Raw genomic sequence first — 16,858 nt, forward strand, 5'->3', positions numbered from 1 at the left:
GTCGGGCGAACAGTTTCGCAGCCGTTTTTTTTATAAGTGAAACGAACATTCCGTGAGCATACCGACACGCCATCCCTTCGAGTTCGACCCGACCTACGGGATGACACTTGACGCGCTTCTGGCGATCGTTCCGCCCGAGGTGCCGGCCGGTTTCGATACCTTCTGGGGCGGTCGCTATGCCCATGCGCTGACAGTGGACCCCAAGCCGACGATCAGCGAAAGCGCGACCAGCCATCCGAACTGGCTGGTCCGTGACATCACCTACACATCGACGGACGGCTTTTTGATCGGTGGCTGGCTGCTAGTACCGCGCGATGGCCCGGTGCGGCGCGGGCTTGTCGTCGGTCACGGCTATGGCGGGCGGGATGCGCCGGACTACGACATTCCCGTCGAGGAGACGGCGATCCTGTTTCCCTGCTTTCGCGGCCTGTCGCGAAGCGCCCGCAAACCGATATCGCCGGATGCCGCCTGGCATGTCCTGTGTGATATCGACAAGCCGGAGCGCTATGTCATCGGCGGCTGTGTCGAGGATCTCTGGGTGGCCGTATCCGCGCTGGCGGCAATTTTTCCACAGACCGATGGCCGGATTGGCTACAGCGGCATCAGCTTTGGCGGCGGCATCGGCGCGCTGGCCATCCCCTTCGACACACGCATCGATCGCGGCCATCTGATCGTTCCGACATTCGGCAACCGCCCACTCTGGTTGACCCTTACGACCATAGGCAGCGCCGCGTCCGTCCAGGCCTATCGAAGAAGACATCCCGATGTGCTGGAGACGCTGCGTTTCTTCGACGCGGCAACGGCGGCATCGCGCATCCGGATACCCATGCTGATGGCGGTTGCCCTGTTCGACCCGGCCGTCGCACCGCCCTGCCAATTTTCGGTGGCGAATGCCCTGCCGAAATCAAATTATAATGAAATCTTCATCCTAGACGCCGGGCATTTCGATTATCCTGAAGCAGAAGCGCAGCATGCTGCGCTAATGGCAAAAGTCGGGCAATTCTTCAGGACACCATGAACCGCGAATATCACCGCTGGTACAGTCCGCGACTCCATCGTGATATGGAGCTGCTGGTCTTTGGCCATGCCGGCTCGAAGGTACTGATGTTTCCGACGCGTGACGGACGTTTCTGGGAATATGAACAGCTCGGCGTGGTCGCCAGCCTCGCCGACAAGATCGAGGCCGGCCACCTTCAGCTCTATTGCATCGAGGGGCTGGCCAATGAAAGCTTCTACGACGGCCATCGCCATCCCGCCGCGCGCATTCGCCGCCATGCAGCACTCGAGGATTACGTCCTCAACGAAGTGCTGCCGCTGATGGCGCAGAAGAACCCGAATGGCTGCACCATTGTGCACGGATGCAGTCTTGGGGCCTTCCAGGCCGCCAGCCTGGTGTTCCGGCATCCGCATCTGTTTCGCAAACTCGTGGCCTTCTCCGGACGCTACGATTTGACCATGCAGGTCGAATCCTTCGGCAACCTGTTCCAGGGCTACTACGACGACGAAATCTATTTCCACACCCCGACACATTTCCTGCCGGGCCTCACCTGCGAGTGGCAGCTGGACAGGCTGCGCCAGGTCGATATCGTGCTGACCATCGGCGATGCCGATCCGTTTCTCGACAACAATCTCCATTTGACCCATCTGTTGACAGAAAGAGGTGTCCGCCACCAGCTGCACCGCTGGGATGGCCGGGCCCATCGTGGCTCCGCCTGGCGCAAGATGGCCGCCTTGTACATCTGAATGACATCTTTGGCAGTTTTGGATGGCTTGCGCCTTCCATCAGGGCCACCCTCCCCGCTATGGTGCCTCAATCTGAACAGGAGCCCATAATGCGTCCAACTCTCCCCGACCTCATCGACCAGGGCACAGGTCGCATACCCGCCGAGATCGTGCTCAAGGGGGGCCGCTTCTTCGATCTCGTCACCGGCGATCTTGTGGCCTCGGACATCGCCATCTGCGGCGACCGCATCGTCGGCACCTGCGGAACCTACGCGGGCGCCCGCGAGATCGACATCACCGGCAAGATCGTCGTTCCCGGTTTCATCGACACGCATCTGCACATCGAATCCTCGCTGGTCACGCCGCATGAATTTGATCGCTGTGTTCTGCCCTATGGTGTGACGACGGTGATCTGCGACCCGCACGAGATCGCCAATGTGCTCGGCACCGAAGGCATCCAATTCTTCCTCGATAGCGCACTCGAAACCATCATGGATATCCGCGTACAGCTGTCGAGCTGCGTGCCGGCGACGCACCTGGAAACGTCCGGCGCCAACCTGCCGATCGAAAAACTGCTGCCGTTCCGCGATCATGAAAAGGTCATTGGCCTTGCGGAATTCATGAACTTCCCGGGCGTCATCCACAAGGACCCGATTTGCCTCGCCAAGCTCGAAGCCTTTCAGGGCGGTCATATCGACGGACATGCGCCGCTGCTGCGCGGGCTCGATCTGAACGGCTATCTGTCCACCGGCATCCGCACCGACCACGAATGCACGACAGCTGAAGAGGCCCTCGAAAAGATCCGCAAGGGCATGCATATCCTTGTCCGCGAAGGCTCGGTCTCCAAGGATCTGCATGCGCTGATGCCGATCCTCACCGAGCGCCTGTCGCCGTTTCTGGCGCTCTGCACCGACGACCGCAATCCGCTGGATATCGCCGAACAGGGGCATCTCGACTACATGATCCGCGAGGCGATCACCCAAGGCGTGGAGCCCCTGGTGGTCTACCGCGCTGCCTCGATTTCGGCCGCGCGCGCCTTTGGCCTGCGCGACCGCGGCCTCGTCGCTCCGGGATGGCGGGCCGATCTGGTGGTGATCGACAGCCTCGAAAACGGCAAGGCCGAAAAGGTCTTTGCCGGCGGCCGTCTCGTCACGGACGACCTGTTTGACACCCGCCGCGCCGTTGCCCCCGTCGGCCTCGACAGCGTCAAGGCCGGTCATGTCAATGCCGCCGATTTCGGCGTGCCCTATGCCGAGGGCGAGACGTCGGTCATCGGCGTGCTGCCCGGCAAGATCATCACCGAACATCGCCGCTTCAAGCTGCCGGCTTCGGGCAATCAGGCCGGCGTCGATCTCGGCCGCGACATCATCAAGGTCGCCGTCATCGAGCGCCACGGCATCAACGGCAACCACGCCAACGGCTTCGTCCAGGGCTTCGGCCTGAAGAAGGGCGCCATCGCCTCGACCGTCGGCCATGACAGCCACAACATCTGCGTCGTCGGCGTCAACGAGGACGACATGGCGCTGGCCGCCAATCGCCTCGGTGAGATCAAGGGCGGCTTCGTCGTGGTCGAGGACGGCAAGGTGACCGGCGAAATCTCGCTGCCCGTTGCCGGCCTGATGAGCCTTGAGCCCTATGAAAGCGTGCGCGATACGCTGCACCACCTGCGCGAGGCCGCCTTCGCGCTGGGTGCAACGCTGCAGGAACCGTTCCTGCAACTGGCGTTCCTGCCCCTGCCGGTCATCCCGCACCTGAAGATTTCGGATATGGGTCTCGTGGATGTCGACAAGTTTGCGCTGATCGGGTGAGAATATTTGTCTTGGAATAACCTTGTGAACCGCCTAAATTTGCGGAGACAGGAGTTTGACATGACCAAGTTGGAACAGATCGAAAAATCGGTTTCCGAGCTCGACGCAAACGAGTTGCAGGCTTTTGCGACATGGTTCCGTGAGCTTCAGGCCGAGCGCTGGGATATCCAGTTTGAGCAGGATGCCAAGAGCGGCGCTCTGGATGCCCTGGCGGATGGTGCTCTTGCGGAATTCAAGGCTGGCCGGTCTCGCAGCCTTTGAAAAACCACGCGACCACAGCGTTCTGGCAGACCTACGATGCACTGCCCACTCATGTTCGAGAACTGGCTGATCGCAATTTCGAAAAACTGAAGACAGAGCCCAAACATCCTTCCCTGCATTTCAAGCAGGCCGGCCGTTTCTGGTCTGTCAGAGTGGGGGCGTCGTGGCACGCGCTGGCTGTCCGTCAAAACGATGACATGGTGTGGTTCTGGATCGGCTCCCACGCTGAATACGACAAACTCCTAAAGTGAAATCCGCCCGCAAAACACATCCATCGCCTCAAGCACGATCTCACCGTCTTCTATCTGCGGCGCAAAGCCCGGCATCGGCACGAGGTCGGCGATCTTCACGCCCTTCGGCAATGGCACCGTCTGCGGGCCGCGATGCAGGTTAAAGACGAAGAGCAGTTTCTCGCCGCCTTTTTCCCGGGTGAAGGCCAGAATGTCCTGATTGGTTTCGAGGAAGATCATGCTGCCATCGAGCAGCGGGGCATGCGCCTTGCGGAAAGCCAGCGTCTGCCGGTAGTGATCGAGCACAGACCCAGCCTCCTCCTGCTGATCGACGGCCAATGGCCGGTGTTCGGCGGGCACCGGCAGCCACGGTTTCGCTTCCGAAAAGCCGGCAAAATCGGCATCCTTTTCCCAAACCATCGGCGTGCGGCATCCGTCGCGGCCCTTGAAGGCCGGCCAGAAGCGGATGCCGTAGGGATCGCGCAGGTCCGCGAACTCCAGCTCGGCTTCCGGCAAAGCCAGTTCCTCGCCCTGATAAAGGCAGATCGAACCCCGCAGCGCGGCCAGCACCGAGATCGCCAGCTTGGCAATCCGTTCGCGCTCCTCCACAGTTTGCGCGAAACGGCTGATGTGACGCGTGACATCGTGGTTGGAAAACGCCCAACAGACCCAGCCATCGGTCACCGCATCCTGAAAGGCGGTGACGCAGCGGCGGATATGGGTGGCAGTGAAATCCGGCCCGAGAAGATCGAAGGTGTAGCACATATGCAGCTTGTCGCCGCCGCCGGTATAGGCGGCCACCGTTTTCAGTGACCGCGCACCATCGCCGACCTCGCCCACGGACGCGCGATCGTCGAATTCCTCGAGCAGGGCGCGAAACCGCTGCAGGAAGCCGATATTTTCCGGCTGCGTCTTGTCGTAGAGATGGTTCTGCATGCCATAGGGATTGACGTCGGGCGCATCCAGCCCGATGGCATCGGGATCATAAACTAGCGGCGGATTATCGCGCAGTTCCTTGTCGTGGAAATAGAAATTCACCGTGTCGAGCCGGAATCCATCAACGCCGCGCTTCAGCCAGAAGCGGACGGTCTCCAAGAGAGCCTCCTGAACGTCCGGATTGTGGAAGTTCAGATCCGGCTGCGAGCCGAGGAAATTGTGCATGTAATACTGCTTGCGCACGCCGTCCCATTCCCAGCCCGGGCCGCCGAAGATCGACATCCAGTTGTTGGGCGCCGTGCCGTCCGGCTTCGGATCGGCCCAGACATACCAGTCGGATTTCGGATTGGTCCGGTCCGAGCGGCTTTCCTTGAACCACGGGTGCTGGTCGGAGGTATGCGAGATCACCTGATCGATGATGACCTTGATGCCAAGCTGATGCGCGTTCTTCAGCATCGCATCGAAATCGGCCAGCGTGCCGAACATCGGATCGACATCGCAATAGTTCGAAACGTCATAGCCCATGTCGGCCATCGGCGAGGTGAAGAACGGCGACAGCCAGATGGCATCGACCCCGAGGCTGGCAATATAGGGCAATCTTTGCGTCACGCCCTTCAGATCGCCGAACCCATCCCCCTTGGTATCCTGGAAGGAGCGTGGATAGACCTGATAGATCACCGCGCCGCGCCACCAATCGGGATTGGACTTCAAGGGAGATGCCATCAAAAAACTCCGCGATCACAAGGATATGCCTGCAAGATGTAACGTTGCGGGAACAACGAGTAAACGGCATTCCCTGCCGTTTGAAGACATTGACGGGCACCGATGCAAAAATGATGATGGTGGCAAGACTGCGCTGGAGATCGAAATGACCGAAGACATGGTGACGTTCAGTCTTTCGGACGCACGCGAATTTGCAGTCGCCGCCCTCACCGGCGCTGGCGCCAACGCAGCAATGGCAGCGTCACTCGCCCACGCGACGGTCAATGCCGACGCGCGCAGCCCGTCCGCCGTCGGCTTTTCCCATCTGGTCGATTATCTCGAAAGCCTCGTCGCCGGACGCATCAACGGGAAGGCAGAGCCCCTGAGAACCGACCCCGCCCCTGCCCTCATCCACGTCGATGCAGACGGCGGCATCGCGCAACTCGGGTTCGATCTCGCCTTTGACGACCTTGCCGAAAAGGCCCGAACGTTCGGCATCGCGCTGTTTGCCCAGGCAAACAGCTATACTTCCGGCGAACTCGGCGACTATGCCTTCCGGCTCGCGGAGCAGGGACTTGTCGGCATCGCCGCGACCAACGGCCCGGCACTGATCGCCGGTTCCGGCGGCGGCAAACCGGTCTATTGCACCAACCCGCTCGCCTTCGCCGCCCCCCGCAAAAATGGTGCCCCGCTGCTCATCGACCAATCCTCCAGTGCCACGGCTTTCGTCAACATCCGCGAGGCAGCAGCACGCGGCGAGCCGATACCGGCTGGCTGGGCCGTCGATGCGATGGGCCAGCCGACCACGGACGCCAAGGAAGCCATGAAAGGCGCCATGATCGCCTTCGGAGGGCCACGCGGCGCCAATATCGCGTTGATGGTCGAGGTACTGGCCGCAGGTCTCGGCGGCGCCAACTGGTCGCTCGATGCGCCGGATTTCGTCAGCGGCGACAGGACGCCCGGCAGCGGGCTAACGGTCATCGCCATTGCACCCTCACTGCTCGACGAAAGTTTCGAGATTCGGCTGGACGCGCAGCTGACACGGCTATCGACCGGCTACGGCATCCATATCCCGGGCGCATCGAAATTCACGTCCTTCATCGCCGCCCGCAACGACGGCATCCGCTTGCCTTCCGCGCTGGTAAGCCGTATCTCGGCTTTCGCAAAAGGGCGTGACTAGCGGGGGAACTTTCATGGCGGGCAGGCTGCTTTCGATCGGCGAATGCATGGTGGAACTGATGCAGGCCGAGGGCGATCTCCTGCGCAAGGGCTATGCCGGCGATACCTTCAACACTGCCTATTACGCCCGGCTCTTCCTGCCCAAGGACTGGTCGGTCGATTACCTGACGGCCGTCGGCACCGACACGGTTTCCGGCGAAATGCTCGCCTTCATCGAAAAGACTGGCGTCGGCACCAGCCATATCCGCCGCATAGAGGGTCGTTCGCCCGGCCTCTACATGATCCACCTGAAGGATGGCGAACGCAGCTTCTCCTACTGGCGCTCGGTCTCCGCCGCCAAGACGCTGGCAGACGACGCCAACCATCTGCGTGCAGCCATCGAAGCCTCCGACATCATCGTCTTTTCCGGCATCACCCTAGCCATTCTTGCGCCGGCTGCCGTCGAAACATTGCTTTCCGAACTGCGCCGGGCGAAGGCCGCGGGCAAGCTCGTGGTCTTCGATCCCAACATCCGGCCACGCCTCTGGGACGATAAGTCGTACATGCTCGAAACGATCTCCGCAGGCGCTCGGGCAGCAAGTCTCGTCATGCCGAGCTTCGACGACGAGGCCACACATTTCGGCGATACCGATATCGCCGCGACCATTGCGCGCTATCGTGGTCTGGGCGTCGAAAACATCGTGGTGAAGGACGGGGCGAATGGCGTTACCTTGAGCTTCGGCAATGCCGCCCCCGAATTCGTCGCTTCGGCCAAGGCTGAAAAGATCGTCGATACCACCAGCGCCGGCGACAGCTTCAACGGTGCATTCCTTGCCCGTTATGCCGTCGACGGCGATCCGATCGCAGCAGCCGGTTTTGCAGCCGCGACAGCGGCGTCGGTCATCCAGCATCACGGCGCCCTGGTCGCCCGGGACAAGCTGCCCTTCGCGTGAAACCACTCGACATTTGATCGGTTCGGCACCAAGTTCGATCCGAACGGCATCGATCGGCATCGATTATCACCCTATCCTGCGCTTACCCACGAAGCAAAGGAGATCGGAATGATCGGAAAATTGATGACAACGGCTGTTTTCGCGATGGCAAGCTTGGGCGCGAACACGGTTTCCGCCGCGGATTTCAAGGTGACCAGTAGCGATTTCGCTTCGGGCAAGGTCGAGCAGGCGCAATTCGCAAATGGCATGGGCTGCACAGGCAAGAATATCTCACCGGAAATTTCCTGGTCGAACGCGCCGGAAGGAACAAAGAGTTTCGTCGTCACGCTCTACGACAAGGATGCGCCGACGGGCTCGGGCTGGTGGCATTGGGTGGTGACGAATATCCCGGCAAGCGCGACATCCCTGCCTTCAGGTGCCGGAAATGGCGCCGGCCAGTTGCCCAAAGGTGCCCTGATGACGCCCACCGATGCCGGCATGGCCGGATATGGCGGCCCCTGCCCGCCTAAGGGCACGGAGCACGACTATACGATCACGGTGAAGGCATTGGGCATCGACACGCTGCCGGTGCCTGAAAATGCAACGCCGGCGCTGATCGGGTTTGTCAGCAACATGAACACGCTCGCCGTGGCGACGATCTCAGCCAAGGGTAGCCGATAGGAATCGATGAGCGAGGAGCTTTTAAAGGGCGAGCAGGAGATGCCGCGCGGCGACAGCCGGCCGCGGCATTCCGTCGTAGCTTCCGGAGAAGCGGCGGCCATCACAGCGACACCCAAGCCCGGCGTCATATCGGCGCCTATGGACCATAAGATTTTTGTCCGCCCGGCCGTGGGCGTCGCCGCGCGGATCGTCCAGCACAACCGGCTGAGATATTCCAATATCGTCATCAACCGGCCGGTGATCATCCTCGTCGAGCATGGAACCAAAATCCTGCGCAACGGCGATTATGAGCTGACGATCAAGGCCGGCGGTGCGGTGGCGCTGTGCCAGGACCAGGTATTCGACGTGATCAATGCGGCGGACGCCGCTGGCGCCTATCAGGCCCGGTGGATCGCCTTCGATCCAGATCTCGTGCTTGCCCAATCGCCCCCGGCGAGTATGACACCACCAATCGAAAGGGCGCTGGCGCTGAAGGCCCCGGAAAGGGGTTTTCTTGATGCCTATCGCTTGGCAACTGAGGCCATTGCCACTCCGGACAGCGTGCCCGAGGCGATCGCCGTTCACCGCGTCAAGGAACTGCTCATCTGGCTCGATCTTTCAGGTGGCCGTTTCACCTCGCCCCGCCCAGGCGGTTTCGCGCCACGGGTAAGGGCCCTCCTCATGTCAGAACCGGCAGAGGACTGGTCCGGTGCCGGGCTCTGCGGGACGCTCGGCGTCAGCGAGGCGACGCTTCGGCGCAAGCTTTCGGCCGAGGGGTGGTCGTTCCAGTCGCTGCTTGCCGACGTGCGGATGTCGGTGGCGATGCAGCTGCTGCAATCGACCAACCTGTCGGTCCTGCACATCGCCCAGGAAGTCGGCTACGAATCGCAATCGCGATTCGCGTTGCGGTTCCGCGCCAGGTTCGGTTTTGCCCCGAGCGCCATTCGCGGCCACAAGCGCTGAAAATCAGTGGATCTTGCGCTTCTTACGGTTTTCGAACGGATTTTCCGACGCCCTCAAGTGAATGCGGATCGGCACGCCCGGCATCTCGAAATCGGCGCGCAGGCCGTTCGTCAGATAGCGGATATAACTTTCCGGAACGGATTCCGGCCGTGTGCACGAGATCATGAAACCCGGTGGACGGGCCTTGACCTGCGTCATGTATTTCAGCTTCAGGCGACGGCCGGAAACGGCCGGCGGCGGATGCTGGATCTGCTGCGATTCCAGCCACTTGTTGAGCTTGGCGGTGGATATGCGGCGGTTCCAGGTCTTGTCGGTGTCGATGATCGACTGCATCAGCTTGTCCAGACCGTAGCCGGTCTGGCCGGAGATCGGCACGGCGCGGATGCCGCGCACCTGCGGCAAAAGACGTTCGGTCTTTTCGCGCAGGTCGGCCAGCAGCGCCTGGGTGTCCTCAACCAGATCCCACTTGTTGAAGGCGAGGATCGCGGCGCGGCCTTCGCGGGCGACGAGATCGACCAGCTGCAGGTCCTGCTTCTCGAAGGGAATGGTCGCGTCGAAGACGATGACGACGGATTCGGCAAACCGGATCGAGCGCAGGCTGTCGGCGACGGAGAGCTTTTCGAGCTTTTCCTGCACACGGGCCTTCTTGCGCATACCGGCGGTATCGAACATCTTGATGGTGCGGCCGCGCCAGTCCCATTCCACCGAAATGCTGTCGCGAGTGATGCCGGCCTCGGGGCCGGTCAAAAGGCGGTCCTCACCGAGGAAACGGTTGATCAGTGTCGACTTGCCGGCATTCGGACGGCCGATGATCGCCACGCGCAACGGCTTGGTGTCGTCATATTCCGGTTCATAGTCGTCATCAACATCGTCGCCTTGCTCGCCGCGCAGATCGACATTGGTCTCTGGCTCGTCGATCTCGGGCGGAAAAGCCCTGTCCTCGCCGATGGCAGCGACGATGGCATCGCGCAGGTCGATCATGCCCTGTCCATGTTCGGCAGAGATGGCGACGGGTTCGCCGAGTCCCAGCGTGAAGGCGTCGTAATAGCCGCCGTCGGAGCCCTTGGCCTCGGATTTGTTGGCAACCAGCACCACCGGCTTGCCGCGACGGCGCAGCATCTCGCCAAGCGTCTCGTCGGCGGGCGTCAGCCCGTATTTGGCATCGACGACGAACAGCGTCAGGTCGGCTTCATCGATCGCCGCTTCCGTCTGCAGCCACATGCGGCCCTGCAGCGTTTCCGGCCCGGACTGCTCGAGGCCGGCGGTATCGATGATGGTGAAGCGGAGATCGACGAGCTTGGCGTCGCCCGGACGGCGGTCGCGGGTCACACCCGGTGTATCGTCGACAAGCGCCAGCTTCTTGCCAACCAGACGGTTGAAAAGCGTCGACTTTCCGACATTGGGGCGCCCTACGATGGCGACGGTGAAGTTCATCGAATAATCCTGTCTTCAGAGCATCCGAAACCGGCATGCTCCAATTTGTTTTCTTGGGCGTCCGTTCAGGACGCCTTGCCGCTCGCGGTAATCAGATCGAGCAGCATCTGGGCGCGGTTTGCCAGATTGCGTGGGGTCTCGGAATCGTCAGCGATCTGCTGGAACCAGGTCTTGGCCTTAGCCATGTCGCCGGCCTTGTAGGCGGCGAGCCCCAGCGCTTCGCGCGCCGAATGCCGCAGTCCATTGGCAGGGACGGCAAGCTGCTCGGCCTCGGCCGAAACCTGCTCGTAGGTGCCGGTATCGACCAGCAGATAGGCGGCGCGCATCCGGGCCGCATCACGCATGGCCTGTGGCAGGCTGGCATCCTTGGCAATATCGGAGAAGACCTGGACGGCAGCCGCCGTATCGCCCTTCTGCGCCTGCAGGGTTGCAGCCCGCATCTTTGCCAGAACCGGATAGGCGCCGTAGCCATCCTTCTCCAGCGTGTTCAGCGCTGCGAGCGCCTCGTCGGTCTTGTTTTCCTTCGACAGCGTCAGCGCTGCGAGAAACTGGTCGCCCGACTGCGAGGCCGACGTCTCATGCCAGTATTCGTAACCCACCTTGCCAATGGTGCCGATCACGATGAGAATGGCGATCCCGATGATGACGCTGCCGAACCGCGTCCAGACGGCTTTCACCTGTTCTGAGCGCAGTTCTTCGTTGACTTCGCGGATAAAGCTGTCGTCCTGGTTCGCCATTCCTAAGTTCCGGTTTCCCGGCCTTCCCTGCAAAGATGAATGTAAAGATTTGCGCGCTTCTACCGTATTTTGAGGCCGTTGTAAGGGGGCAGCGCGATTTAGCCGCTATTCGCCCCGATTAGCCCATGACTATCGGCGCAACACCGATCAGCAGTTCATGCAGCTTCCAGATAAAGAGCAGATAGGCGGCAACACCGATGAGGATTGCAAACAGGTCGTATCGCGCCGACCGGAACACAGGCAGCACCAGTTCTCCGGCCCGCTGCCGCCGCTTCATCGAGATGCGCATGATGACCGCCCAGGCGAGGAACGAGCCGAACAACAACACCGAAGACGTCTCGCCGTTGGCAAGCAGATGCGCGAGCGCCCAGATCTTGATCGACAGGATCTGCGGATGCTTGACCATCACAGCAATGCGGCCTGCCGGCAGGAAGCCGGCGGCCAGACAGATGAAGGCCAGCAACATCAACAGCAGCGAGATATGCTTCAAAAACACCGGCGGATTGTAAAGCATGCCGGTCACGGCCCTTGCCTCGCCGAAGCCATAGACGATCAGACCGAGGCCGATCAGGCTGATCACGGTGTAAATGCCCATCCAGGCGTTCTTGCCGTTACGCTCGATCACCGAGGCACGCAGGCCAGGCGCCACGACGCGCACCAGATGCATGCCCAGAAAGATGACGATCCCCAGAACCAGCAATGCCATGATATCCACCCGTCTTGTTTGAGATTTCTATCCCATCGCATAACCGGATCGCGCCCAAGTTTAAAGAGCGATCAAAGGATTGCCGCATTCTTGGGTCAGGGACATCAATTCCGCATTCGCCGTCCAAGGTTTCCGCATGTCCAGATTTGCCGCCGTTCCCGGCCTTGCTCTCGCATTGGCACTCGTCCCCGCGCTCGCCCATGCCGTCAAGCCGCCGGCACCGGAGGAGCGCAAACAGCTCGTCATCATTTCCTTCGACGGCGCCCATGACAACAGGCTCTGGGAAAAGAGCCTTGAGATGGGCAAGCGGACGGGCGCGCATTTCACCTATTTCCTCTCCTGTACTTTTTTGATGACGAGAACAGAGGGTGGCAGAAGCTATCAGGCGCCGGGCCAGAAGGCCGGACGTTCCAATGTCGGCTTCGCCCAGAGCCGCGAGGAGATCCAGGCCCGCGTCCGCCATATCTGGCAGGCGCATCAGGACGGCCATGACATCGGCAGCCATGCCTGCGGCCATTTTGACGGCAAGGGCTGGAGCGAGGCAGACTGGAAGCAGGAACTTTCCTCGTTCCACACCGCCGTGGCGAACGCCTGGAAAGCCGGCGGCATCGACAAGGAGGAACCGCAGGGCTGGGCGGATTTCGCGGCCAAGGACATCAAAGGGTTTCGCGCGCCTTACCTGTCGCTGAGTGACGGCTTGCTGCCGGCCTTGAAGCAGGACGGCTTTACCTATGATGCAAGCCTCGTCACCAAAGGTCCCGGCTGGCCATCCAATGCGGAGGGAATGCCGCGCTTCGGCCTACCGCTGATCCCGGAAGGCCCGCAGCAGCGCCGGGTGATCGGCATGGACTACAATCTCTTCATCCGCCACTCGATGGGCGTGGAAAACCGCAAGGACAGCGTCGCCTTCGAAGAGCGCGCGTTCGAAGCCTACCGGAAGGCTTTCGAGGCGCAATATCGCGGCGATCGCATCCCTTTGCAACTCGGCTTCCACTTCGTCGAAATGAACGGCGGCGCCTATTGGCGGGCGCTCGACCGGTTCCTGACCGAGACCTGCGGCAAACCGGATGTCGCCTGCGTCAGCTACGCGCAGGCTCTACCAATGATTGCCAAACAGAAAAAGGCGGATCGCTCCGCCTTTTGAAGGTTATCGTCATAACGTCAGCGTTTACGGCTTGTCGGCTGCGAGCTCGCCGTCCGTTTCCTCGCGTGCGAGGTAGCGTTGGTCGATCGCCGGCAGCGGCGCATCATCGATCGTGGCTTCAAAAGCCTTCAGGCGCTTGTAGATGGATATCAGTTCAACGATCGTCGTCCAGGAGTTGATCAGGAATTGAAACGATGACCGCACCTGATCGAAGACGTTGCTGACCTGAGTGAAGACGCCCAGCGTCACCTTCCCGGCGGCGACTGACGGAATCAGCACGAGCAGACTAAAGAGGTCATCCGCACGGAGATAGAAAAAGCGCGCAATGTTGAAGTAGAGATAGTGGAAATAGAGCCGGAAGTAGTTCTTCCGAACGTTGGTGAAAAGCTCCGCCACCGTCGCCGGCTGAGCCCGATCCTCATGGTCTTCGCCATAGACGAGCTCCTTGCGGTAGGCTGCTTCGACGCGTTGGTTGCGGAATTCGAGACCAGGTAGCTTAATTCCGACGACTGCCAGAAAAAGGGTGCCGAACAACGACCAGAAGATCGCTGCCCAGACCAGCGCATGCGGGACCACCCCGATGATCGGCAGTTCGTTGATCCTGTCGGAAAAGGAGAATAGCACTGGCATGAATGCAATCAGTGTCATGATCGCCCTGACGAAGCCTACACCGAGACCTTCGACAGTCGTGGAAAAACGCATCGTATCTTCCTGCACGCGCTGCGAGGCGCCCTCAATGTGGCGAAGCTTCGACCAGTTCGCCATGTAGAATTCGTTCATCGCGGTGCGCCAGCGAAAGATGTAGTGGCTGACGAAGAATAAGTTCAGCACGCTGACCGTTATGGAGACGAAAGCAATGCCTGTGATCCCCAGAAGCCCGGTATAGAGCTGCTCCGCGGTCACCGGGGCAGTCTTCGCCATAGCCTGTTGGAGGAGATCGTAGTAGGGGCCATACCAGGCATTGAATGCAACGCTGACCTGCACCGAAAAATAGGTCACGAACACAACCAAAGAGCTTCCCAACACCGACCAATATTGCCAACGATGGGGAGCGTACCAGAACCAGAAGGCGGAAAAGACCGCAGTGGCCACCGCGTAATAAATGTAGAACCACAAGAATGCCCCGGACCAGAATAGCGAAACATCCACCCCGGCATTGGGATCGCGAGCCGCGAAGCCGAGTGCGGGGCCGAGTGTGCTTCCGCCCCCGTACCAGGATCCGATGATGACCATGGCCCATACGAAAGCCGAGATAAAAAATAGTTTCGGTTTGGGGAAGAAGGAATGAAACAAGGCGGGCACTCACGTTTCTTGAGGGCACGACCACCCTGCTTCGATGCGCCGAACCTAAGGCAAAACCCCTGCCCTGCCAATCACGTCAAGCTAATGTTACCGTTATTTAATCACGGGCCGGTCATTCGCCTGTAGCCGCCACGAGTCGCCGCATCTCCAGCCCGATCAGCGCCGCGCAGAAAAGCAGCACCCCGGCCGCCACGAGCGTCGGCGCGGTAAAGCTGCCGCTGCCTTCGGCCAGCCAGCCGGCAACCAACGGACCGATGATCTGGCCGACGCCGAAGGCGGCGGTCATGAAGGCGAGTGCCTTGCGCGGGCTTTGCGGCGCCAGCGCCCGGCCGATCTGCAGGCCATAGGCGGTGACCATGATAAAGGTCAGTCCAAGCATCAGGCCACCGATGAGCGGCGCGTAGGGCGATGGCAGGGCAACGACGAGGACGAGGCCGACCGCCTCGACCAGCAGACCCGCCAGATAGACCCCGACGATCCCAAGACGCGGCACCGCGCGACGCCAGATATGAACCGACACGGCGGCGCTAAGCCCGGTGATCAGCCAGGCGAGAAACTCGACGGTGTGATCGGTCGCCCCTTGCCGCGCCATGGCGACGAGGAAGGTCGCGGTGATCACGTAGCCGAAGCCGAACAGGCCATAGGTGAGCGTGATCACCACCAGCGGCCGGGTCCAGACCAGCGGCTTTTCCCTCTCGGTGTTTTTTCCCGCAGCCGGGCCTGTCGGCAGGAGGGCCGCGACGACGAGGGTGCCAAGGCAAGCGATGATGGCACCGCCGAACCAGGCCACTTGCCAGTCCGCAAAGCCACCGAAACCGCCGGTGGGCAGAAGGAAGACCATCAGCGACGACACGGCGATACCGATGCCGACGCCGCCGAAATGGACGGATTGAACATGCGAATTGCCGGCGGCGAGCCCCCTACTGAGCACGATTGCCGAGGTGAAGATCATCGCGAAAGCACTGGCGACACCGGCCAGAAAGCGGATGACGGAAAACAGGACCAACGACGATGTCAGCCCCATGGCAAGGAGCAGCGCCGCGGTCATCACCAGCGCCGACAGGCTGATCAGCCGCTCGCGCCCCGCCCCCCAGCCGTAGCCCGCTGCAACCGCACCGACGAGGTAGCCGATGAAATTGGCCGAGGCGATCAGCCCGGCATCGGCCGGCGTCATGCCGAGATCGGCCATCATGCCCGGCAGGATCGGGGTGTAGGAAAAACGCCCGAAGCCCATGGCAACAGCCATGGCGATGGCGCCTGCGAAGGCGGTGGGAGCAAGGCTCTGGTTCAAGGGGCGGTCCAGCGTCGTCATCCCCTATCTATCGCAATGCAGCATGGCGACGACAAACGACAAAATTTGATGGTGCCGTTCAGCGGCGTGAATGCAAGAGCGACCTGATTGAGGAGAGATCAGCCCGGCAGCGTAATGACCAGCGGCCCGTTGCGGGTGACGACGACCGTGTGTTCGTACTGGACCGTCGGCGCGCGTGGCTCGCTATAGAGCGTCCATGCGTCATCGCCACCCTCGGCCCATTGGGCGCCCAGCGACAGGAATGGCTCGACGGTGAAGACCATACCGTCGGTCATACGCCGCTTTTCATGTTTGTCCGGCCAGGTGGCGATTTCCGTCGGCTCCTCGTGCAGCGAGCGTCCGACACCGTGGCTGGCAAGATTGGTCACCAGCGTATAGCGGTTTTTCCTGGCAAAGCTGCCGATGGCGTTGCCGATCGCCGCCAGCGGCTTGCCTGCCTTCACCTCGTTCAGGCCCACCCACATGGCCCGCTTGCCGTCGCGGCAGAGACGCTCGATCTGCGGCTTTACGGGGGGAACGGCGAAGGACGCGCCGGTATCGGCAAACAGGCCGTTCTTTTCGGCCGAAACGTCGATATTGACGAGATCGCCGGCCTTGATGATGCGCGTGCCCGGAATGCCGTGGGCAACCTCCTCGTTGACGCTGATGCAGGTGGCGCCGGGGAAATTATAGGACAGCTCCGGTGCGGAACGGGCGCCGGCATCTTCCAGAACCTTGCGGCCGATCGCGTCGAGTTCGGCCGTCGTCATGCCGGGCTCGAGCGCCGTTGCCATCACCTGGATCGCGTTGGCACAGATCCGGCCGATTTCCTTCAGCCGCTCCAGGTCTTCGTCATTGTTGAGTGTCATCGT

Annotated in this window: 17 protein-coding genes; 10 read left to right on the forward strand and 7 right to left on the reverse strand. The window is 61.2% G+C overall.

Translation table 11 applies throughout. The features are described 5' to 3' along the window. The first annotated feature begins 52 nt into the window (after positions 1–52). From J2Z75_RS23080 to J2Z75_RS29805, 5 genes are all read left to right on the forward strand, one after another. Positions 53–1,018: an acetylxylan esterase gene (locus J2Z75_RS23080; protein WP_209855152.1), complete on the forward strand. Its 966-nt coding sequence runs from the start codon at positions 53–55 to the stop codon at positions 1,016–1,018. Continuing rightward, entirely contained in the window at positions 1,015–1,743 is a 729-nt protein-coding gene (locus tag J2Z75_RS23085; protein WP_209855154.1) for an esterase family protein, read from the forward strand. Before J2Z75_RS23080 ends, J2Z75_RS23085 begins: the two co-directional genes overlap by 4 nt. Before the next feature lie 89 nt (positions 1,744–1,832). After that, positions 1,833–3,530 carry an adenine deaminase gene (gene ade, locus J2Z75_RS23090; RefSeq protein WP_209855156.1) on the forward strand — a complete coding sequence of 566 codons (1,698 nt, stop codon included), beginning with the start codon at positions 1,833–1,835 and terminating at the stop codon, positions 3,528–3,530. 60 nt (positions 3,531–3,590) lie between these two features. Further along, a complete protein-coding gene (locus J2Z75_RS23095; RefSeq protein ID WP_209855158.1) occupies positions 3,591–3,791 on the forward strand; it encodes a hypothetical protein in 201 nt (66 codons plus the stop codon). After that, positions 3,788–4,042: a ParE family toxin-like protein gene (locus J2Z75_RS29805; RefSeq protein WP_234937515.1), complete on the forward strand. Its 255-nt coding sequence runs from the start codon at positions 3,788–3,790 to the stop codon at positions 4,040–4,042. The genes J2Z75_RS23095 and J2Z75_RS29805 overlap by 4 nt, the downstream gene beginning before the upstream one ends. On the opposite strand, the gene bglA is transcribed toward J2Z75_RS29805, so the two are convergent. Then, on the reverse strand, positions 4,034–5,680 hold the full coding sequence (bglA, locus tag J2Z75_RS23100; protein WP_209855160.1) for a beta-galactosidase BglA: 1,647 nt from the start codon (positions 5,678–5,680) through the stop codon (positions 4,034–4,036). The genes J2Z75_RS29805 and bglA overlap by 9 nt on opposite strands. Before the next feature lie 145 nt (positions 5,681–5,825). Between bglA and J2Z75_RS23105 the strand changes: the two genes are divergently transcribed. From J2Z75_RS23105 to J2Z75_RS23120, 4 genes are all read left to right on the forward strand, one after another. Beyond that, the gene (locus J2Z75_RS23105; protein WP_209855163.1) at positions 5,826–6,839 is read left to right on the forward strand and encodes an Ldh family oxidoreductase; all 1,014 of its coding nucleotides are present in this window, start codon (positions 5,826–5,828) and stop codon (positions 6,837–6,839) included. Between the two features lie 13 nt (positions 6,840–6,852). Continuing rightward, positions 6,853–7,770 (forward strand): sugar kinase, encoded by a 918-nt coding sequence (locus J2Z75_RS23110; protein ID WP_209855165.1) that lies wholly within the window; start codon positions 6,853–6,855, stop codon positions 7,768–7,770. Positions 7,771–7,878: 108 nt separating this feature from the next. After that, entirely contained in the window at positions 7,879–8,430 is a 552-nt protein-coding gene (locus J2Z75_RS23115) for a YbhB/YbcL family Raf kinase inhibitor-like protein (RefSeq protein WP_327791285.1), read from the forward strand. Between the two features lie 6 nt (positions 8,431–8,436). Then, complete coding sequence (locus tag J2Z75_RS23120) at positions 8,437–9,372, forward strand: helix-turn-helix transcriptional regulator (protein ID WP_209855167.1); 936 nt, start codon at positions 8,437–8,439, stop codon at positions 9,370–9,372. Positions 9,373–9,375: 3 nt separating this feature from the next. Here J2Z75_RS23120 and der read toward each other — a convergent pair whose 3' ends face one another. The 3 genes from der to J2Z75_RS23135 form a co-directional block, all read right to left on the reverse strand. Further along, entirely contained in the window at positions 9,376–10,806 is a 1,431-nt protein-coding gene (gene der, locus J2Z75_RS23125; RefSeq protein WP_209855169.1) for a ribosome biogenesis GTPase Der, read from the reverse strand. 65 nt (positions 10,807–10,871) lie between these two features. Beyond that, positions 10,872–11,543 (reverse strand): tetratricopeptide repeat protein, encoded by a 672-nt coding sequence (locus J2Z75_RS23130; protein ID WP_209855171.1) that lies wholly within the window; start codon positions 11,541–11,543, stop codon positions 10,872–10,874. A gap of 118 nt (positions 11,544–11,661) precedes the next feature. After that, entirely contained in the window at positions 11,662–12,249 is a 588-nt protein-coding gene (locus J2Z75_RS23135) for an NnrU family protein (protein WP_209855173.1), read from the reverse strand. A 136-nt stretch (positions 12,250–12,385) separates the two neighbouring features. Here J2Z75_RS23135 and J2Z75_RS23140 point away from each other — a divergent pair, with 136 nt between their 5' ends. After that, positions 12,386–13,393 carry a polysaccharide deacetylase family protein gene (locus J2Z75_RS23140; protein WP_209855175.1) on the forward strand — a complete coding sequence of 336 codons (1,008 nt, stop codon included), beginning with the start codon at positions 12,386–12,388 and terminating at the stop codon, positions 13,391–13,393. Between the two features lie 24 nt (positions 13,394–13,417). On the opposite strand, the gene sbmA is transcribed toward J2Z75_RS23140, so the two are convergent. The 3 genes from sbmA to map all read right to left on the reverse strand — a co-directional run bounded on the left by sbmA (position 13,418) and on the right by map (position 16,855). Beyond that, a complete protein-coding gene (gene sbmA / locus J2Z75_RS23145; protein WP_209855330.1) occupies positions 13,418–14,686 on the reverse strand; it encodes a peptide antibiotic transporter SbmA in 1,269 nt (422 codons plus the stop codon). Between the two features lie 121 nt (positions 14,687–14,807). Continuing rightward, a complete protein-coding gene (locus tag J2Z75_RS23150) occupies positions 14,808–16,007 on the reverse strand; it encodes an MFS transporter (protein ID WP_234937516.1) in 1,200 nt (399 codons plus the stop codon). 98 nt (positions 16,008–16,105) lie between these two features. Then, positions 16,106–16,855, reverse strand: a complete 750-nt coding sequence (gene map, locus J2Z75_RS23155) for a type I methionyl aminopeptidase (RefSeq protein ID WP_209855177.1) — start codon at positions 16,853–16,855, stop codon at positions 16,106–16,108. Positions 16,856–16,858 lie beyond the last annotated feature (3 nt).

The sequence above is a fragment of the Rhizobium herbae genome (genome assembly GCF_017873135.1).
Classification (GTDB): domain Bacteria; phylum Pseudomonadota; class Alphaproteobacteria; order Rhizobiales; family Rhizobiaceae; genus Pararhizobium; species Pararhizobium herbae.